Raw genomic sequence first — 16916 nt, 5'->3', positions numbered from 1 at the left:
ATTGCCATGACTGAACCTTATGCCTCGACGCCGGCCTGGCCCGGCGACCTTAACCCGGCGCTGGCGCCGGAGAGCTTCCAGCGTCCGCGCATCCTGCTGCCGGAATGGACCCTGCTGCGCCAGGGCGCGGTACGCGGCCACGCGGTGGTGGTGGAGGGCGGCCGCTTCACCGCGGTCGGCCCCGCCGAAGATATCGCCGCGCGCTTTCCGCAACTGGAGACCCTGCCGCTGCCGCGCATGCTGCTGATGCCGGGCATGATCGACACCCACCACCACCTGACCCAGTCGTTCGGCAAGTCGCTGGTGTTCGGCGAGCCGTCGGAGATCTTCCGGCGCGTGTGGGTGCCGCTGGAGGGCAGCCTGAAGGCAGAGCACCTGTACCTGTCGTCCAAGCTGGCGGCGCTGGAAGCGCTGCGCGGCGGCTTTACCACCGTGGTCGATGCCGGCACGCGCAGCGAGGCCGGGCTGGACGCGGTCGCGCGCGCGGTCACCGATGCCGGCGTGCGCTGCGTGCTGGGGCTGATCTGCAACGACAAGCCCGGCACCGAAACGCTCGACGCCGCGCCGATCCTGCGCCGCGCCGCCGCGCACCTGGACCGCTACGCCGGCGATGCGCTGGTGGCGCCGTCGCTGGCAATCTCGATCCCGGAGGTGGCCTCGGACGCGATGCTGCATCACGTCTACCAGCTGTGCGCCGAGTCCGGCCGCATCTTCCAGACCCATGCCAACGAGCACCTGGTGGCGGTGGAGCGCTCGCTCAACGCGTGCGGGCGCCGGCCGATCGAGCATCTGGCCGCGATCGGCGCGCTCGGCCCTGCGGCCTTGCTGGCGCACGCCACGCTGGTGACGCCGCAGGAAATCCGGCTGCTGGCCCACAGCGGCGCCGCGGTCGCCTACAACCCCGTGGCCAGCGCCTGGAAGGGCAACGCGGTGGCGCCGGCCGAGACCATGGCCACCTTCGGCGTGCGCCTGGGCCTGGGCACCGACGGCACCCGCAGCGACGGCTTCCGCCTGCTTGACTATGCCGAGGCCGCGCAGCGCTTCGCCTTCGGCATCGGCGTGGGCGATTCGTCCTGCGGCGCGGGCTGGCGCTGGGTCGACATGGCCACGCACGATGCGGCCGACGTGGCCGGGCTGGGCGCGCTCACCGGCGAGATCGCCGCCGGCAAGCGCGCCGACTTCCTGCTGGTCGATCTCGACGTGCCGGAGCTGACGCCGTCGTGGGACCTGACCTGGGAGCTGGTGCGGCTGGCCAACCGCGACCAGATCCGCGCGGTCTTTGTCGACGGCAGCCTGCGCCTGTGGCAGGGCTGGCCCACCGACTGGGACGCGCGCGCGCTGATGCGCGACATCCACGCCATGGCCGAGCACACCGTTGCCGGCGCGCCGATCCGCAAGCTGCATGACGCCGCCGACGTGCACCGCGCCCGCCATGCCGGCACGGAGGCGGCATGAGCATGGACATGACCCTGTTCAGCGTCGGCGTTGCCGTGTTTACCGGCGCGCTGATCCAGGGCGCCACCGGCATGGGCTTTGCGCTGATCGTGGTGCCGGTGCTGGCGCTGGCCGCGCCGGCAATGCTGCCGGGCGCGCTGCTGCTGGCGATGCTGCCGCTCAACGCCTACGTGGCCTGGCGCGAGCGCCACGCCATCGACATGCGCGGGGCCGGCTGGATCAGCGCCGGGCGCGTGGCCGGCACCTTCGGCGGCCTGTGGGTGCTGGTGGCGATGCCGATGGCGTGGCTCAACGCGCTGGTCGGCGGCAGCACCATCGCGGCGGCGGTGGTGTCGTTGCTGGCGCCGGCGTTCACGCCGGGACGGCTGACTTTTGCTTCCACCGGCCTGATCACCGGCGTCACCGAGACCGCCACCGGCGTCGGCGGCCCGCCGCTGGCGCTGGCCTACCAGCACGCGCCGGTGGCGACACTGCGCGCCACCGTGGCGCTGTGCTTCCTGGTGGGCGAGGTGATTTCGCTGGTGGTGCTGGCGCTGGGCGGCCGGCTCGGCATGGAACAGGTGTTCTATGCCGCCGGCCTGCTGCCGGTGCTCGGCGTCGGCATGGTCGCCAGCCACATGGTGCACAAGCGCATCAACCAGCGCATGCTGCGCATCGGCGTGCTGGTGTTCGCGCTGGTGTCGGGCGCGGTGGTGCTGCTGCGCGGCTAGGCGCTCGGCGTGGACGAGGCCCGCACCACCAGTTCGGGCGCGGGGCCGGCAATCACGCTGCGGCTGCGCTCGCCCGACAGGTGCGCGAACAGCAGTTCCACCGCCAGCGACGCCACCCGCTCCAGGTGCAGGTTGACCGCGGTCAGCGGCGGCTGCGCGCTGCGCGCGCGGATGCCGTCGTAGCGCGTCACCACCAGCACATCGTCGGGCACGCGCTTGCCCAGTCCTTGCAGGTGCGCCATCGCGCCGACCGCGAAGGCATCCACCGGCGCGCACAGCGCATCCAGCCCCGGCATCACCGCCAGCAGCTGCGCGCAGGCCTCAGCGCCCGCGGCTTCGCCGTGTTCCTCGGCCGCCTTGACGACATGGCAGGGCAGCCCCAGCGTCTGCGTGAACTCGCGGTAGGCGCGCTCCGTTTCCACATAAGACTGCCGCGGCGCGGCGCCGATCATCAGGCCGATCTGGCGCCGCCCATGGCCGTGCAGGTGCGCCAGCAACAGCCGCGCGGTTTCGGCCGATTGCAGGTCGACGCAGGGCACCGGGGTCTCGGTCAGCGGCTCGCGCCCGATCGACACGATGCTGACGCCGCGCTCGCGCAGCCGCGCGATATGCGCATCGCCGGCGATCGGCTCGATCACGATGGCGCCATCGATATCGAGCGTATCGAGCAGGCCGCCGGCGCCCTCCAGCGGCGGCACCAGCACCACCCCCAGCCCGCGCCCCATCGCCGCCTCGGCGGCGATCGCCGCCACCTCCATCATGAAGCCCAGCCGCGAGGTGCCGCCCGCCACCGCGAACGGCATCGACGACAGCAGCGCGATGCAGTTGGCGCGGCCCGACTGCAGCCGCTGCGCGCGCACGCTGGGCCGGTAGCCCAGCTCGGCGGCCACCCGCTTGACGCGCGCGCGCGTGGCCGGATCCAGCACGCCGCGGTCGTTGAGCGCGTGCGACACCGTGGTCAGCGAGACCCCGGCGGCGCGGGCGACGTCGTGGATGGTGATGCGGCGGGGGCGGTCGGGCGTGGCTTCGGTCATGCGGGACAAGGGCTATGGGGGCGATGGCGGGCGATGGATCAGGGGGAGCATACCGCAGCGGCTGCTCAGCGGCGCCGGTTGCCGCCGCCGGCTTCGGACGACAGCGCCTTCCAGTGCTCGCGCGTGAACCGGTACAGCACTTCCAGCGCCGGTGACAGCGAGCGCGCCGCCATGCGCGCCATGCCGTAGCGGCCGCAGCGGCGTGCATCGGGCGGCATCGGCACTTCTGCCATCAGCCCGGCGGCGCGCTCCTGCCGCGTGATCGAGAGCACGCCGAACAGCAGCGTATCGCTCGCCAGCGTCACGCTGCGCAGCATGTCGAGGTTGTCGCAATGCAGGGTGAAGAGCCGCTCCTGCGCGGCGTCGGGTCCCCACAGTTCCGCCAGCTGCCGGCTGACCACGGTGCTCAGCGTGGTGGTGGCGACGGGGTAGGCGCGGATGGTGTCGATGTCGATGCGGCGCTTGCGCAGGATCGGATGCCCGGCGCGGCAGACCAGCCCCGCGGGCAGTTCGCCGAGCGGCTCCACCTCGACGTCGTCGGCCGCGCGCAGCACGTAGGCGTCGCCGACGATGGCGTCGATGGTCTCGTTGCGCAGGGCCTCGAGCAACGCACTGGTGGCGCCGGTCTCGGTGCGCACCTTGATGCGCGGGTGGGCCTGCGCCATGTGGATCAGGAACGGCGTCAGCAACAGCGCCGCCGGCGCCGGCGCCACCCCGATCGCGAGCGAGCCTTCCTCGCCGCCGCGCAGCAGCTCCAGGTCGCGCCGCAGCTGGCGCTCTTCCAGCCGCATGCGGCGCGCGCGCTCGGCCACCAGCTCGCCGAACACGGTCAGCGTGGCGCGCCGCGCGCCACGGTCGAACAGCGGCGCCTTCAGCTCGTCTTCGAGCGCGCGGATGCTGCGGCTCAGCGCCGGCTGGGTCAGGTGCACGGCGCGGGCGGCTTCGGAGAAGGTGCCGTGTTCGACCACCGCGAGCAGATGCAGAAGTTTCTGGGTGTCCATGCGGAAAACCATGCGCATTGGTTATGGGAGCGGTTCAACATTTGCATTTGAATCATACCTTGGCGCTCCCTATGATGAGCGGAACAAAAAAGCGGGACCCGCACGGGAGACCGCAACAACGTCCATCGGACATCGGAGACAAGACATGCTCAAGCTGTTGATCGGCCTAGGCCTGCCGTATATCGGCGTGATCGGGATGCTGCCGTGGGTGGCATCGGTGGAGCGCTTCGTGCTCGGCGTGCCCTTTATCTACGCGTGGATCTTCGCGTGGTTCGTGCTGACATCGGGCTGCATGCTGGCGTGCTGGCTGCTGTTCGACCGCCACGGCGCCGACGCGGCGCCCGAAGCCTGACGCGGGGAGCCGGCCATGACCACAGCGGTGTTCCTGGGCTTCATCGTGTTCTCGCTCTATCTCGCCATCCGCTCCGGCAAGGGCCACGGCGCGCAGAGCATGCATGACTTCTTCGTCGCGTCGCGGCAGTTCGGCGCGTTCCTGGTGTTCTTCCTGGCCGCCGGCGAGATCTACAGCATCGGCACCATGGTGGGCTTTCCCGGCGGCATCTATGCCAAGGGGCCAACCTATGGCGTGTGGTTTCTCGGCTATATCCTGCTGGCCTATCCGCTCGGCTACTTCCTGGGCCCGAAAATCTGGCAGGCCGGCGCGCGCTACAACGCGATCACGCTGCCGGACCTGTTCAAGGGCCACTACGGCAACCGCGCGCTGGAACTGATCGTGGCCGGCTCGTCGATCCTGTTCCTGCTGCCGTGGGGCCAGCTGCAGTTCACCGGGCTGGTGGCGGCGCTCAAGGGGCTGGGCTGGGACTTCGACCCGATGTACCTGGTGCTGATTTCCGCGGCGCTGGCCTTCACCTACATCGCCATTTCCGGCGTGCGCGCCTCGGCCTATATCGCCATCCTCAAGGACATCCTGATGGTGGTGGCGATCGTCGCCACCGGCGTTGCGGTGGGCTGGAAGGCCGGCGTCGGCGAGGTGTTCCACGCCGCCAGCGTGCAGGTCAGCAACCAGATGAGCGAGACCCAGCTGCGCTTCTCGATGAGCACCATGTTGTTCCAGGCGCTGGGCTTCTACGTGATGCCGTTCGCGGTGCAGAACTTCTTCACGGCCAGGAGCGCCAACACCATCCGGCGCACCCAGGTGGCGATGCCGCTGTACATGCTGATGTACCCGTTCCTGGTGCTGGCCTCGTACTACGCCATCAGCCAGAACCTGCAGCTGGCGTCGCCCAACGAGGCCTTCTTCGCCGCGGCGGTGCGGCTGCTGCCGGGCTGGCTGCTGGGGCTGGTGGCCGCGGGCGCGGCGCTGTCGGGCCTGCTGGTGCTGGCCGGCATCTGCCTGGCGATCGGCCCCATCGTCACGCGCAACCTGCTGCCGGGCCTGCCGGAGCCGCGCCAGAAGCAAGGCGCCAAGGTGGTGATCGTGATCTACCTGGTGCTGTCGATCGCCATGACGCTGGCTACGCCCAACCTGATGCTGACGCTGATCAACACCACCTACTACGGCGTGACGCAGTTCTTTCCCGGCGTGATGGTGATCCTGTTTTCGCTCAAGGTGCGGCCGCTGGCAATTGCGCTGGGCATCGTCACCGGCCAGCTGCTGGCGATCGCGCTGTACGTGCAGCAGGCCGACTTCGGCGGCTTCAACCTCGGCCTGATCAGCCTGGGCGTGAACCTGCTGGTGACCGCGCTGGTGCACTACGCCCCCCGCCTGGACCGCGTGCAGGCGGCCTGAAGACCTATCCATGCAATCAATGACTCCACACCACACGGCGCGCACGCAGGTATTCGTGGCGCGCAAGATCCTGACGATGGAGGCGGACCGGCCCGAAGCGACCCATGTCGCGGTGCGCGACGGCGAGATCCTGGCCGTCGGTGGCCCCGCCGACATGGCCGCCTGGCCCGGTGCGCTGCAGGTCGACACCTTGCGCGACAAGGTGCTGATGCCGGGGCTGGTCGAGGGCCACTGCCACCTGATGGAGGGCGCGATGTGGGACGCGGTCTACGTCGGCTACTTCGACCGCCGCGATCCGGATGGCCGGCTGTGGCGCGGCCTGCGTACGCTGGAGCAGGTGATCGATCGCCTCGCCAGCGCCGCCAGCCAGATGCGCGACGCCAATGCGCCGCTGCTGGCGTGGGGCTTCGACCCGATCTACTTCGGCGCCAGACGGCTGTCGGTGCGCGAGCTGGACCGCGTGTCGGCGACGCGCACGATCGTGGTAATGCATGCCAGCGTGCACCTGATGAACGTGAATTCCGCGATGCTGGCGCAGGCGGGCATCGACGCGGACACCGATATCGACGGCGTGCACAAGGACGCGCACGGCCAGCCCACCGGCGAGCTGCAGGAGTTCGCGGCGATGTTCCCGGTCCAGCGCGTGCTCGGCAGCGGCTTGTCGCTGGCCGCCGCCGAGAACGCCGAGGCGGTGCGCCGCTTCGGCCGCGTGGCGCAACTGGCGGGCGTGACCACGGCCACCGACCTGGTCAACGACCTCTCGCCAAGGGGGCTGGAGACGCTGCGCGCGGTCACGGCCGAAGCGGATTTCCCGCTGCGCATCGTGCCGGCGTTCGCGCCGCAACGCAATGCGCACGGCGGGCCGGCGCGCGTGCAAGCCGCCGCGGCCGCGGGCACCGACAAGCTGCACTTCGGTCCGGTCAAGTTCATCGTCGACGGCTCGATCCAGGGCTTTACCGCACGCCTGCGCGCACCGGGCTATGCCGGCGGCCAGCCCAACGGCCTGTGGCTGATCCCGCCGCAGCAGCTGGCCGACGCCTTCACGCCGTTCCACCTCGCCGGCCTGCCGCTGCATATCCACACCAATGGCGACGAGGCCACCGAAGTGGTGCTGGACGTGCTGGAAGCCATGCTGTCGCGCCACCCCCGCGCGGACCATCGCCATACGCTGCAGCATTGCCAGCTGGCCGACGCCACGCAACTGGCGCGCGCGGCGCGGCTGGGCCTGTGCATCAACTTCTTCTCCAATCACCTGTACTACTGGGGCGATGCGCACGTCGAACAAACCGTGGGGCCAGCGCGGGCCGCGCGCATGAACCCGGCCGCCACGGCGCGGCGGCTGGGGATCCCGTTCGCGATCCATTCCGATGCCCCGATCACGCCGCTGAACCCGCTGTTCACGGCATGGTGCGCGATGCAGCGGCAGACCGCTTCCGGACGCTTGCTGGGCGAAGCCGAACGGCTGACACTGGCCAACGCGCTCTACGCCATCACCATGGGCGCGGCCTATACGCTGAAGCTGGAGCACCGCATCGGCAGCATCGCGCCCGGCAAGCTTGCCGACTTCGCCGTGCTGGAGGACGACCCCACCGCCGTGGCGCCCGCAAGCCTGAAAGACGTGCGCGTCTGGGGCACGGTGCTGGGCGGGCGCGTATTTCAGGCGCCGGCACGATGAACGCGCGCGCGCCGATTCCGCTGGTGGTGGTGGGCGGCTACCTGGGCGCCGGCAAGACCACCTTGCTCAACCGCCTGCTTGCCAATGCGCGCGGGTGCCGCATCGCGGTGCTGGTCAACGATTTCGGCGCGGTCAATATCGATGCCGCGCTGGTGCGCGCGCGCAGCGACGACGTGATCGAGCTGGAGAACGGCTGTATCTGCTGCTCGATCGGCGGCCGGCTGGCCGAGGCGCTGGTGGCCATCGCCGCGCGGGCGCAGCGGCCGGAGCTGCTGGTGATCGAAGCCAGCGGTGTGTCCGACCCGCTGCGTATCGCGCAGGTCGGCCTGCTGGATCCGGCTTTCCGGCTCAATGCGGTGCTGGTCGCGGTAGACGTGACCGGCCTGCACCACAGCTTGAACGACCCGCTGGTGGGAGACATGGTGCGCCGGCAAGTCATGGGAGCGTCAGCGGTGGTCCTGACCAAGGTCGATCTTGCCCAGTCCGGCGCCGGGGCACGGGCAGCGGACGCTGTCGGTCGCCTGGCGCCGCGCGCGGCGGTGCTATGGGGGCAATCCGGCGAGTTGCCGCTGTCAGTCTTCCTCGATGCAGCGTTGCCGCCATCGCGCGGCAGCGGGGCGCTGCTGGCAGGCGCACGCTGGCAGCGCGTCCAGGATGCCAGTCACGCGGGCATCCGCAGCGTCGCTTACCAGACACTTCGCCGCTTCAACAAGGCGCGGCTGCGGGAGGCGTTGGTGACGGTGCCGGTGCGCCTGTTGCGTGCCAAGGGACTGGTCTGGCTCGATGCCGATCCACGACTGCATGAGTTGCATCTGGTTGGCGGCCGGATACGGTTGCGCCCGGCGGAGCGTGCCGACTTCCGCGGCTCGGCGCTGGTCTTCATCGGGGCCTTCGATGCGGTGGCGGAACAGAACATCCGTGCCAGCATGGAGGCGGCGCTGGCCTGAGCCGCGTTGTGCTGCGTGGCTGGGTCCCGCGCCATGCGCCAGATGAACATGCGATGCGCTCAGCAGGACAGAGGTCCGGTTGGTTCGGCGTGCGGTGCGCTTTCGATATCGCGATGTGCGGATGCCGAGCGCCGGTGGTCGATCAGCAAGACCGCAACCATGCCAACCACGGCCGGCATGGCGATTGCCATGAAGTTCTGCTGAAGCGGCAGTTCCATGCCGACAAGCACGCCAATCACAATCGGGGCGAGAATGGCACCGCTGCGGCCGATGCCCAGTGCCCAGCCCAGGCCAGTGGAGCGGATTGCCATGGGGTAGAACTGTCCCGTGTAAGCATTGGCAACGATTTGCGTGCCAATGGTCGAGGCACCCGCGAGACCTACCACGAGGAACAGGGCTCCGGTCGGCATCTTGACGCTCAGCAGCGTGATCGAGATCGCGGCGATGCCATACATCGCGGCCAGCACATACTTGATGTGAAACCTGTCGGCTAGCCAGCCGCCACCGACCGCGCCGATCATTGCCCCGCAGTTCAGCACCAGCACGAACGTCAGCGCCGAGCCGAGACTGTAGCCCGCTTCCGCCATCAGCCTGGTCAGCCAGGAGCTCAGTGCATAGACCATAAACAAACACATGAAGAAGGCGACCCAGAACATCAGCGTGCTGAAGGCGCGGCCATCACTGAACAAGTGGCGAACTGGCGCGCTATCGGCTTTGTCTTGTGCCGGCACGGCGAAACGGTCAGCCGGGTGGGCACGGTAAGCCGGCTCCAGCTTCGCGGCGATCTGCTGCAGCACATCGTGTCGGCCCCTGGCCAGCAGGAACGGCATCGATTCCGGCAGCGCCCCGAGGATCAGGGGAACCAGCAGCACCGGTGCGCCGGCCGCGAAGAACACGGACTGCCATCCCCAGGTTTCAATCAGACTCTTGCCCAGCACGGCGGCCACGATGCCGCCCACGGCATAGCCGCTGAACATGGTGGTGACGAGGGTGGCCCGCATTTTTTTCGGTGCGTACTCGGTCATCTCGGCCACCACGTTTGGCATCACGCCGCCGATACCAAGCCCGGCAAGGAAGCGTACGACGCTGAAGGTCAGTGGATCTCTGGCCAGCCCCGCTGCGGCCGTGAAGACACTGAACAGCACCACGCAGATCGCAATGGCCCGGCGGCGACCGATCTTGTCCGCGATCGTGCCGAGGAAGATTGCGCCGAAGACCATGCCAAACAGGGCCGAGCTCACCATGAACCCTGCATGGGCAGGGGCGACCCCCAGGTCTTTCATGATCGAGGGCAGCGCGATCCCCACCACGGCAAGGTCATAGCCGTCGAAGATGATGATCAGTGCGCACCACAGGAGCACGCGGAGATGGAACCGGTTAAAGCTCGCCTCATCGGCCAGCTGATGGATGTCGATTTGACGCATGCTGTGGTCTCCTGATAATTATGTTTGGCTGGCCGGGCTAGAGCTTGGACATCGGAACTTCCGCGTCGGATAATCGGGCGGCATCGACCGTCTTGTTCTGTTCAATCAGCCGGCGCGCGAAGCGCAGGTCGCGTGCCGCGTTGTGTCCGATCGCAGCCTTGACGACATTGCCGTCGAGGTAGAACAGCACGAAGCTGGCTGTGCCCGCACACCCTCTCGAGACGACACGATGGGCGGGGGAGGGCATGCCGTAGATCTGAAGGTTCATGTCGTACTGATCCGACCAGAACCACGGCAGCGGCTGATATTTGACCGCCAGGCCCAGCGCCGAGCGCGCGGCCGCCATGCCTTGATCCTGGGCGTTCTGCCAGGATTCGAGTCGAAGCCGCCGGCCCGCCCATGGGTTCGGCGTCACCGCGACATCGCCGGCTGCAAAGATGTCTGGATCGGACGTCCGGCAGCAGGCATCGACGATTACGCCGCCGTCACACTCCAGCCCGGCGTCGCGCGCAAGGTGGTCGTTCGGCACGAGACCCACCCCGACGACGATTGCGTCGCAGGGCAATTTGGCACCATCGGTGAGTTCAACAACCGACCGGCCGTCCGGGCTGCGGGTTATGCGCTCGACGCTGGCATCGAGCATCACGCCGGTGCCATGCGAGCGGTGCAGCGCCAGCAAATGTTGGGAGACCGGGCCCGGCACGGTCCGTTCGCACAACCGGCTCTGGGCTTCGACCACCGTCACCCCCGCACCTCTCTTCCGCGCTGTCGCCGCAACTTCCAATCCAATCCATCCCCCGCCGATGACGACGATGGCGCGGCCGGGGCCAAGCACGGGCGCCAACGCGAGGGCATCCTCGATCCTGCGCAAGGTGTGGACCGGCGCCGCGTCGGCGCCAGGGATCGCAAGGTGACGGGCCGTGCCGCCCGTACAAAGAATCAGCTTGTCGTAGGGAATCGACGCACCGTTGGCCGTTTCGATGGATTTCACTGCCCGGTCGATCCGGGTGACCGGTACTGCCGGGTGCCACTCCAGGGATAGCGCTTCGAAGGCTTCTGGCTTGAGCAGCCTCAGGCTTTCGGGAGCGGCTTCGCCTGCCAGGATGGCTTTTGACAGCGGTGGCCGTTCATGAGGCGGGTGGGACTCATCGCCAATCAACACCAGACGGCCCCTGAAGCCTTCCTTGCGCAGCGTCTGGGCGGCCCATCCGCCGGCCTGGCCGGCGCCGATGATGACGATGGTATTGGCGCATGCCGCGGCAGCCCCGCCCGCAGTGGCATCGGAATTCATGGGTTTCTCCGCAATGGTGATCGTTGGGTACTGTGGTGCGGGGGGCGAGCGGGGGGCTTCGCCATCGTCCGTTACCACGAGGGTTGCCGTGTGCCGCGGCAATCGGGGCACAGGCAATGTGGGTCGGGTAAGCAAGGCGGGGCAGTGGGCAGCCGGAACTGCACTGCCGCGGCGTCGAGGCAGGACCTCTGACCGCGCCGGCTAGCTCAGGTCAAGGAATACCTTGTCCCGTTCGATTCGAACCGGATACGTACGAATGCTCTCGGTTACCGGGGCGCAGACCGCGGCACCGCTACGGACGTCAAACTTTCCTTGGTGGAGGGGACATTCGATCTCGTGTCCATCGAGAAATCCGTCGCAGAGTCGGGCGTGACCATGCGTACAGAGATTGTCGGTGGCATAGACTTCGCCGTCGACGCTGTACAGGGCAATATCCTTGCCTTGCACTTCGATGGCGACGACGTCATCGAGCGGCACGCTGGCCAGCGGCGCGGCCTCGGTCCAGGTCTGATTCATGGCGAGTCTCCGGCTAGATGGGATAGACAAGGGAATTCGGGATCATCTCGCTGTCGAAGACGCAGAGGCGCGAGGCAAAACGCAAGCCCTGCGCCGTGCGCACCACGGTGTCGAGGTAACGGCCAACGTTGAACACTTCGGTCATCTGATCCGGTTTGGTTCGCAACACTGCGTAGTTGGCCTCGGACACGATCCTGTCGTCGTGCGCCGACCGGATCAGCGGCGTGCCGACGATATGGCGCTGATAGTACGGATCGTGGAACAGCGTGTCGCGGATGCCATAGACGCGGTCCTTCAGCATTCCCTTGCTCTCGAGCGACAGCGTGGCGAGCGGCAAGCCACGCTCGTGGTTCTCGCGGGGCTGCACCCGGTACACGCAATCGTCGGTAAAGAAGTCTGGCCAGCGGTCCCAGTCGCCGCTGTCCACGACCCAGGCGTACTCGGCGTACAAGGAAAGCAGGGCGTGATAGTCCGTGAAATTCATGGCTCAGACCTCCATCACCTTGCGCCAGTAGTCGTACATGCCCCGGATCAGTGTCTCGGTGACCATGTGCTCGGTGTTCTCGGCGGACGTTCCGCCAAGCTCGGCGATTACGCGATGCCATGGCTTCTGGGCGAAGCCTGCCTGCGAGCATTCAATGACTTCGCCATCGTCGGCCGAGACGAAGCCGGCGGGGCCAAAGAGATTGGCCTGGCGCAGGCGGCGACGGGTCATTGCCTCGGTGTCGTCTTCAAAGCCGAAATGCGTCCAGACGAAATCGAAGGAGTCAGGCCCATTGGGCTGGATATGGCGGGTCGAAACCGAGTTGACCTGCTGCTGGAAGATCACGCTCGGGAACACCGTCATCATCACCGCGGTAGGTTCGCCCCACCAGGGCTCATGGACGATGTCGAGAATCCGGTCATCATGCAGCGCCATCTGGTCCTTGAAGCTGGAGACCCCGGTGGTCACTTCGCCCTTGCCGCCTTGTCCGCGGGTCGACACCATGGCCGCGTGGCGGAACTGCGAATCCATCACCAGGCGCGACTTGTTATCGGCCCGCCATAGTCCGAACGTGACAAACCAGGTATGCAGCAGGCCGGGGTGGTAGGGGTCCTTGATATTCTCTTGCATCAGCTTCCAGTTGCCCGGAATACGCTGCTTGTTGTAGCCCAGGACCTTCAGCTTGCGCCCATTGAAGAGGCGGTCGAAGTAGCCGAGGATGTCGGGGCCGAGATAATCTTCCAGCGTTTGCACGGCATGGTCGAACGAGGCAAATACGACCCCTCCCCGAGTTGCCACCTTGAGCCGGGTCAGGCCATGCTCCTGCGTCTTGAAGTCCGCCGGCATGCCACCGTTGACCTTGCCATCCTGCTTCACGCCGCGGCGGAACGGAACGCCTTGCAGGTTGCCTTTGAGGTCATAGCTCCACTGGTGGTACGGGCATTGGAAGTCTTTGCGATTGCCGCTGCGCTCGCGGCAGAACTGCATGCCGCGGTGCGCGCAGACGTTCTCGACGACGTTGATGCCGCCCTCCTGGTCGCGCACCAGGATCACGGAGCGCTCGCCCAGCGTGGTGCGCTTGAAATCGCCCGGATTGGGGATTTCTGCCTCGAGCCCTACGTAGTTCCAATGGCCGCGATAGAAGCAGCGCTCGAGTTCGCGCTGGTACAGCGGCTCGTCGGTATAAACGCGAAACGGGATGCGGCTGATGCTGTCGCCGGCCCAAACCGGGCCGTCCTGGACGCAGGGTTTTTCCATGCGGGTCTCCATAGAAATCTGTATGAGCGGCAAGCCGGTTGCGTCGCGACGGAGGACGTCCGGGTGGGCCTGTGGCAGGAACCGATGGATCCGTTACAACAAACGCGGGAAAGCGCGGTGGCGAAGGCTTTGCATGTTGTCTCCGGCGGGGGCATTGGTATGGGATGAATGATGGTGGGAGGAAGGGAATTAGCCAATAGAATCCGGGAGATAGTCCCTATTCACAAGATCAATAACACGCCATTGCCGGTTGCAGGCCGGCCGCGCTGTCTGTTCGGTACCTGGATGGGACTTCGCAACGATCGCCTTACGGGTCGCGATAAGGGCATAAAATGCCGATCGTCTTCATCATTCACAGCGCCTATAGCGCGCGCGGAGCCAGGCATGGAGCTGCATAAGGTCGACCTGAACCTGCTGGTCGTGTTCGAGCATTTGCTGCGACTGCGGACCGTCTCCGGCACGGCCAGGGATCTCGGCCTGAGCCAGCCTGCGGTCAGTAACGCCCTTGCCCGCTTGCGTCGCATTTTTGACGATGAGCTTTTTGTCCGGAGCGCGAGGGGTATGTTGCCCACACCGCTGGCACAGGAATTGGCGGAGCCGGTGTCGTACGCCCTGGAGGCATTGCAGACCGCGCTGAATCGGAAGGTATCATTCGATCCCGGGCACAGCGAGCGCGACTTTCGTCTCGCGATGACGGATATCGGCGAAATCCATTTCATCCCCCGGCTGATGGGCGCGCTGCGCGAGCTGGCGCCGGGCGTCTCGGTGGCCACCGTTCGCAATACCGCGGTGGACCTTGTGCAAGAGATGAGTCAGGGCAAAGTGGATCTGGCGGTAGGGCATCTTCCGGAGCTGACGTCCGAGTTCTTTCAGCGGCGGCTTTTCCGTCAGCGCTATGTCTGCATGTTCAGGCCGGGGCATGCGCTGGACAAGCGCACCCTGCGCTTGCGGGATTTTCTCGAAGCTGACCACGTCGTGGTGACGGCCGCAGGGACGGGACATGCCCGGGCCGATGAAATTCTTGCCAGGCAGGGCGTGCAACGCCGTATCCGGCTGCGTGTGCCGCATTTCGTCGCGCTGGCGGATATTGTTGCCAGTACAGACCTGATCGCGACCGTCACGCAGAAGTTTGCTGAACGCAGCGCTCAGTACTTTGGCCTCAGGTATGTCAAGCATCCGGTAGACCTGCCGGAAATCCAGATCAACTTGTTCTGGCATGCGCGCTACCATCGCGATCCGGCCAATCAGTGGCTGCGCACGCAGGTGTTTGAGCTGTTTTCGGAATAGCTGGGGCGGGGCGTGGCGCGACCTTGCCGCGCGTGCATGGCGGCGGCGCTGGCCTGCCCCTTGTCCGACGGCGTCGTTGCCCTCAGGTGTGGAACTCCTCGGGACTTCCGCTGCGCCCCGGCAGCTTGTGCCAGGCGCCGCGCTCGAATTCCGCGATCACCTGCGCGCCGAGCAGCAGCAGCGTCGCGGCGATTTCCAGGCTGAGCAGCACCACGATCGCCGTGGTCAGCGAGCCATAGACCCGGCCGACCTGCGACAGTGTGGTGAAGTACCACACCAGCACGTGGCGCGAGATCTCCCACAGCACCGCGGCGATCACCGCGCCGGTAAGCGCATGGCGCAGCGATAGCCGGCCGACCGGCATCACCAGGTAGATCGAGGTCAGCATCAGTACCTCCCCAATAAAGCCGAGCAGGTAAAGCAGGCCGGTGGAGAGCCGGTCCAGCGACCAGTCGTGGCCCAGCACTTCGACGTGCCGCTCGCCGATCGCCAGCAGCGCGCCGGAGACCACGGTGACCAGCAGCAGGCCGATGCTGAGCACGGCGATATAGCAATAGGGCAGCAGCGCCGAGACCAAAAAATGGCGGCGCCGGATCGCCACGCGGTGCTCGAAGATCACCGACATGGCGTTCTCCAGCACGGTGAACGCGAGCGAGCTGAAGAACAGCATGGTGCCCAGCAGCACCCAGCCGATGGTGCCGCGGTTGCGCAGGAAGCCGGCCAGCTCGGTGACCAGGGCGCGCGACTGGCCCGGTACGATCCATTCGAGATAGCGCGCCAGTGTCGACAGCAGCAGCTCGGGCTCGATCACGTGCGACAGCGCGATCACCATCAGGATCAGCAGTGGCACGATCGACAGCAGCGCGTAGTAGGCCACCGCGCCGGCCAGCAGCAGGCCCTGGTTGGCGCGAAACTGCCGCAGCGTGTGCCAGGCAAAGCGCAGCGGATGGCGCAGCAGGCCGCTGACGCGGGTGTCGGTAAGGTGCATGTCAGGCACCGGAAGTGGCGGTTGACGACATTATGCGGCGCGCTAGGCCTGGGTTGCAGCGGGTGCCTGGGCCACGCCCGCCGCCACCCTCAGGCATTCCAGCATCGTCGCCACCGCCGCGCGCGACTCGCCGTCCGCGCGCCAGTACATCGACACCGAGCCGAATCCGGCCAGCCGCAGCGGCACGATGCGCAGCGCGCCCAGCTCTTCCAGCCGGCGCGCGGTGCGGTGCGAGGCCAGGCCGACCATGTCGCTGTTGTTGAAGAGGGTCAGGTTCAGCACGGTGGAATTGCTCTCCACGCAGTCCGCCGGGAGCGCGCGCCCGGCGCTGGCGAGCGCGCCCTCCAGCGCATTGCGGATCGGCGTGCCGCGCGGCCATACCACCCAGCGGTGGCGGTACAGGTCGTCCCACGCCACCTTGCCGCCCTGCAGCAGCGGGTGCCGCGGCCGCGCGACGAAGTGGATCGGCTCCATGTAGAGCGATTCGGTGCGCAGCTGCGCGTCCTGCAGCTCCGGCGCAGAGCGGCCTACCACGATATCCAGCTCGCTGCGCGCGAGCTGGCTCATGAGCCGGTCCATGGTGGTTTCCAGCAGCCGCACGCTGGCGCGGGGCATGCGCTGCATCAGCTGCAGCGCGGCCAGCGGCACGGTGTCGGCCGCCGAGGCCCCCGAGGTGCCCACCACCACGATGCCACTGCCGCCGTCGCGCATGGCCTGCAGGTCGTCGCGGGCGGTATCGAGCTGGGCCTCGATCCGGCGCGCGTGCTCGATCAGCGACTCGCCGTAGGGCGTGGGCCGCAGGCCGCGCGCCTGGCGCTCGAACAGCGGCAGGCCGATATCGTCCTCGAGGTCCTTCAGCCACTTGGAAAGCCCGGGCTGGGTGGTGTTCAGCATGGCGGCGGACTGGCTCATGTTGCCGGTCTCGGCCAGGCTCAGCAGCATCTGCAGGTTGCGCAGGCGCAGTCTCTGGGTCCAATCCATGGGGGTGACCTATACGGTAAATCGTATCGATAAGATGAAAACTTCATTTCAGATCTTATAGGGCGGGGCGTATAACGACAACACAGACGGTGCGCAGTGATGCAGGCACCCGCCCA

At 67.2% G+C, this 16916-nt stretch carries 16 protein-coding genes; 7 read left to right on the top strand and 9 right to left on the bottom strand.

Translation table 11 applies throughout. The features are described from left to right. Positions 1–6: 6 nt before the first annotated feature. Together MKD38_RS27565 and MKD38_RS27560 are read left to right on the top strand one after the other, a co-directional pair. Complete coding sequence (locus tag MKD38_RS27565; RefSeq protein WP_252682081.1) at positions 7–1455, top strand: amidohydrolase family protein; 1449 nt, start codon at positions 7–9, stop codon at positions 1453–1455. A 2-nt stretch (positions 1456–1457) separates the two neighbouring features. After that, on the top strand, positions 1458–2165 hold the full coding sequence (locus MKD38_RS27560; RefSeq protein WP_252682123.1) for a sulfite exporter TauE/SafE family protein: 708 nt from the start codon (positions 1458–1460) through the stop codon (positions 2163–2165). Here the strand turns inward: MKD38_RS27560 and MKD38_RS27555 are convergent. Together MKD38_RS27555 and MKD38_RS27550 are read right to left on the bottom strand one after the other, a co-directional pair. Beyond that, the gene (locus MKD38_RS27555) at positions 2162–3199 is read right to left on the bottom strand and encodes a LacI family DNA-binding transcriptional regulator (RefSeq protein WP_252682121.1); all 1038 of its coding nucleotides are present in this window, start codon (positions 3197–3199) and stop codon (positions 2162–2164) included. The two genes, MKD38_RS27560 and MKD38_RS27555, sit on opposite strands and share 4 nt — an antisense overlap. Positions 3200–3264: 65 nt before the next feature. Beyond that, positions 3265–4200 (bottom strand): LysR family transcriptional regulator, encoded by a 936-nt coding sequence (locus MKD38_RS27550; protein WP_252682079.1) that lies wholly within the window; start codon positions 4198–4200, stop codon positions 3265–3267. Positions 4201–4345: 145 nt separating this feature from the next. On the opposite strand from MKD38_RS27550, the gene MKD38_RS27545 reads away from it, so the two are divergent. Genes MKD38_RS27545 through MKD38_RS27530 form a run of 4 tightly spaced genes read left to right on the top strand, consistent with a single transcriptional unit; the run spans position 4346 to position 8572 of the window. Beyond that, positions 4346–4552 (top strand): DUF3311 domain-containing protein, encoded by a 207-nt coding sequence (locus tag MKD38_RS27545; protein WP_062802732.1) that lies wholly within the window; start codon positions 4346–4348, stop codon positions 4550–4552. A 15-nt stretch (positions 4553–4567) separates the two neighbouring features. Continuing rightward, positions 4568–5950 carry a sodium:solute symporter family protein gene (locus tag MKD38_RS27540; RefSeq protein ID WP_252682078.1) on the top strand — a complete coding sequence of 461 codons (1383 nt, stop codon included), beginning with the start codon at positions 4568–4570 and terminating at the stop codon, positions 5948–5950. A gap of 10 nt (positions 5951–5960) precedes the next feature. Then, positions 5961–7625, top strand: a complete 1665-nt coding sequence (locus tag MKD38_RS27535) for an amidohydrolase (protein ID WP_252682076.1) — start codon at positions 5961–5963, stop codon at positions 7623–7625. Continuing rightward, the gene (locus MKD38_RS27530) at positions 7622–8572 is read left to right on the top strand and encodes a CobW family GTP-binding protein (RefSeq protein ID WP_252682074.1); all 951 of its coding nucleotides are present in this window, start codon (positions 7622–7624) and stop codon (positions 8570–8572) included. Before MKD38_RS27535 ends, MKD38_RS27530 begins: the two co-directional genes overlap by 4 nt. 59 nt (positions 8573–8631) lie before the next feature. On the opposite strand, the gene MKD38_RS27525 is transcribed toward MKD38_RS27530, so the two are convergent. The 5 genes from MKD38_RS27525 to MKD38_RS27505 form a co-directional block, all read right to left on the bottom strand. Next, positions 8632–9996, bottom strand: a complete 1365-nt coding sequence (locus MKD38_RS27525) for an MFS transporter (protein ID WP_252682072.1) — start codon at positions 9994–9996, stop codon at positions 8632–8634. Between the two features lie 37 nt (positions 9997–10033). Further along, positions 10034–11287: an NAD(P)/FAD-dependent oxidoreductase gene (locus MKD38_RS27520; RefSeq protein ID WP_252682070.1), complete on the bottom strand. Its 1254-nt coding sequence runs from the start codon at positions 11285–11287 to the stop codon at positions 10034–10036. A gap of 201 nt (positions 11288–11488) precedes the next feature. After that, on the bottom strand, positions 11489–11803 hold the full coding sequence (locus tag MKD38_RS27515) for a non-heme iron oxygenase ferredoxin subunit (RefSeq protein ID WP_252682068.1): 315 nt from the start codon (positions 11801–11803) through the stop codon (positions 11489–11491). A gap of 13 nt (positions 11804–11816) precedes the next feature. After that, a complete protein-coding gene (locus MKD38_RS27510; protein ID WP_252682066.1) occupies positions 11817–12287 on the bottom strand; it encodes an aromatic-ring-hydroxylating dioxygenase subunit beta in 471 nt (156 codons plus the stop codon). Positions 12288–12290: 3 nt separating this feature from the next. After that, positions 12291–13544: an aromatic ring-hydroxylating dioxygenase subunit alpha gene (locus tag MKD38_RS27505; protein WP_252682064.1), complete on the bottom strand. Its 1254-nt coding sequence runs from the start codon at positions 13542–13544 to the stop codon at positions 12291–12293. A 384-nt stretch (positions 13545–13928) separates the two neighbouring features. On the opposite strand from MKD38_RS27505, the gene MKD38_RS27500 reads away from it, so the two are divergent. Further along, positions 13929–14831 carry a LysR family transcriptional regulator gene (locus MKD38_RS27500; RefSeq protein ID WP_252682062.1) on the top strand — a complete coding sequence of 301 codons (903 nt, stop codon included), beginning with the start codon at positions 13929–13931 and terminating at the stop codon, positions 14829–14831. An 82-nt stretch (positions 14832–14913) separates the two neighbouring features. On the opposite strand, the gene MKD38_RS27495 is transcribed toward MKD38_RS27500, so the two are convergent. Together MKD38_RS27495 and MKD38_RS27490 are read right to left on the bottom strand one after the other, a co-directional pair. After that, positions 14914–15819: a YihY/virulence factor BrkB family protein gene (locus MKD38_RS27495; RefSeq protein WP_252682061.1), complete on the bottom strand. Its 906-nt coding sequence runs from the start codon at positions 15817–15819 to the stop codon at positions 14914–14916. A 42-nt stretch (positions 15820–15861) separates the two neighbouring features. Beyond that, on the bottom strand, positions 15862–16800 hold the full coding sequence (locus MKD38_RS27490) for a LysR family transcriptional regulator (protein WP_252682060.1): 939 nt from the start codon (positions 16798–16800) through the stop codon (positions 15862–15864). Between the last annotated feature and the right edge of the window lie 116 nt (positions 16801–16916).

It is taken from the genome of Cupriavidus sp. WGlv3 (genome assembly GCF_023952475.1).
Classification (GTDB): domain Bacteria; phylum Pseudomonadota; class Gammaproteobacteria; order Burkholderiales; family Burkholderiaceae; genus Cupriavidus; species Cupriavidus phytorum.
This window is presented reverse-complemented; position numbering and strand designations above follow the sequence as displayed.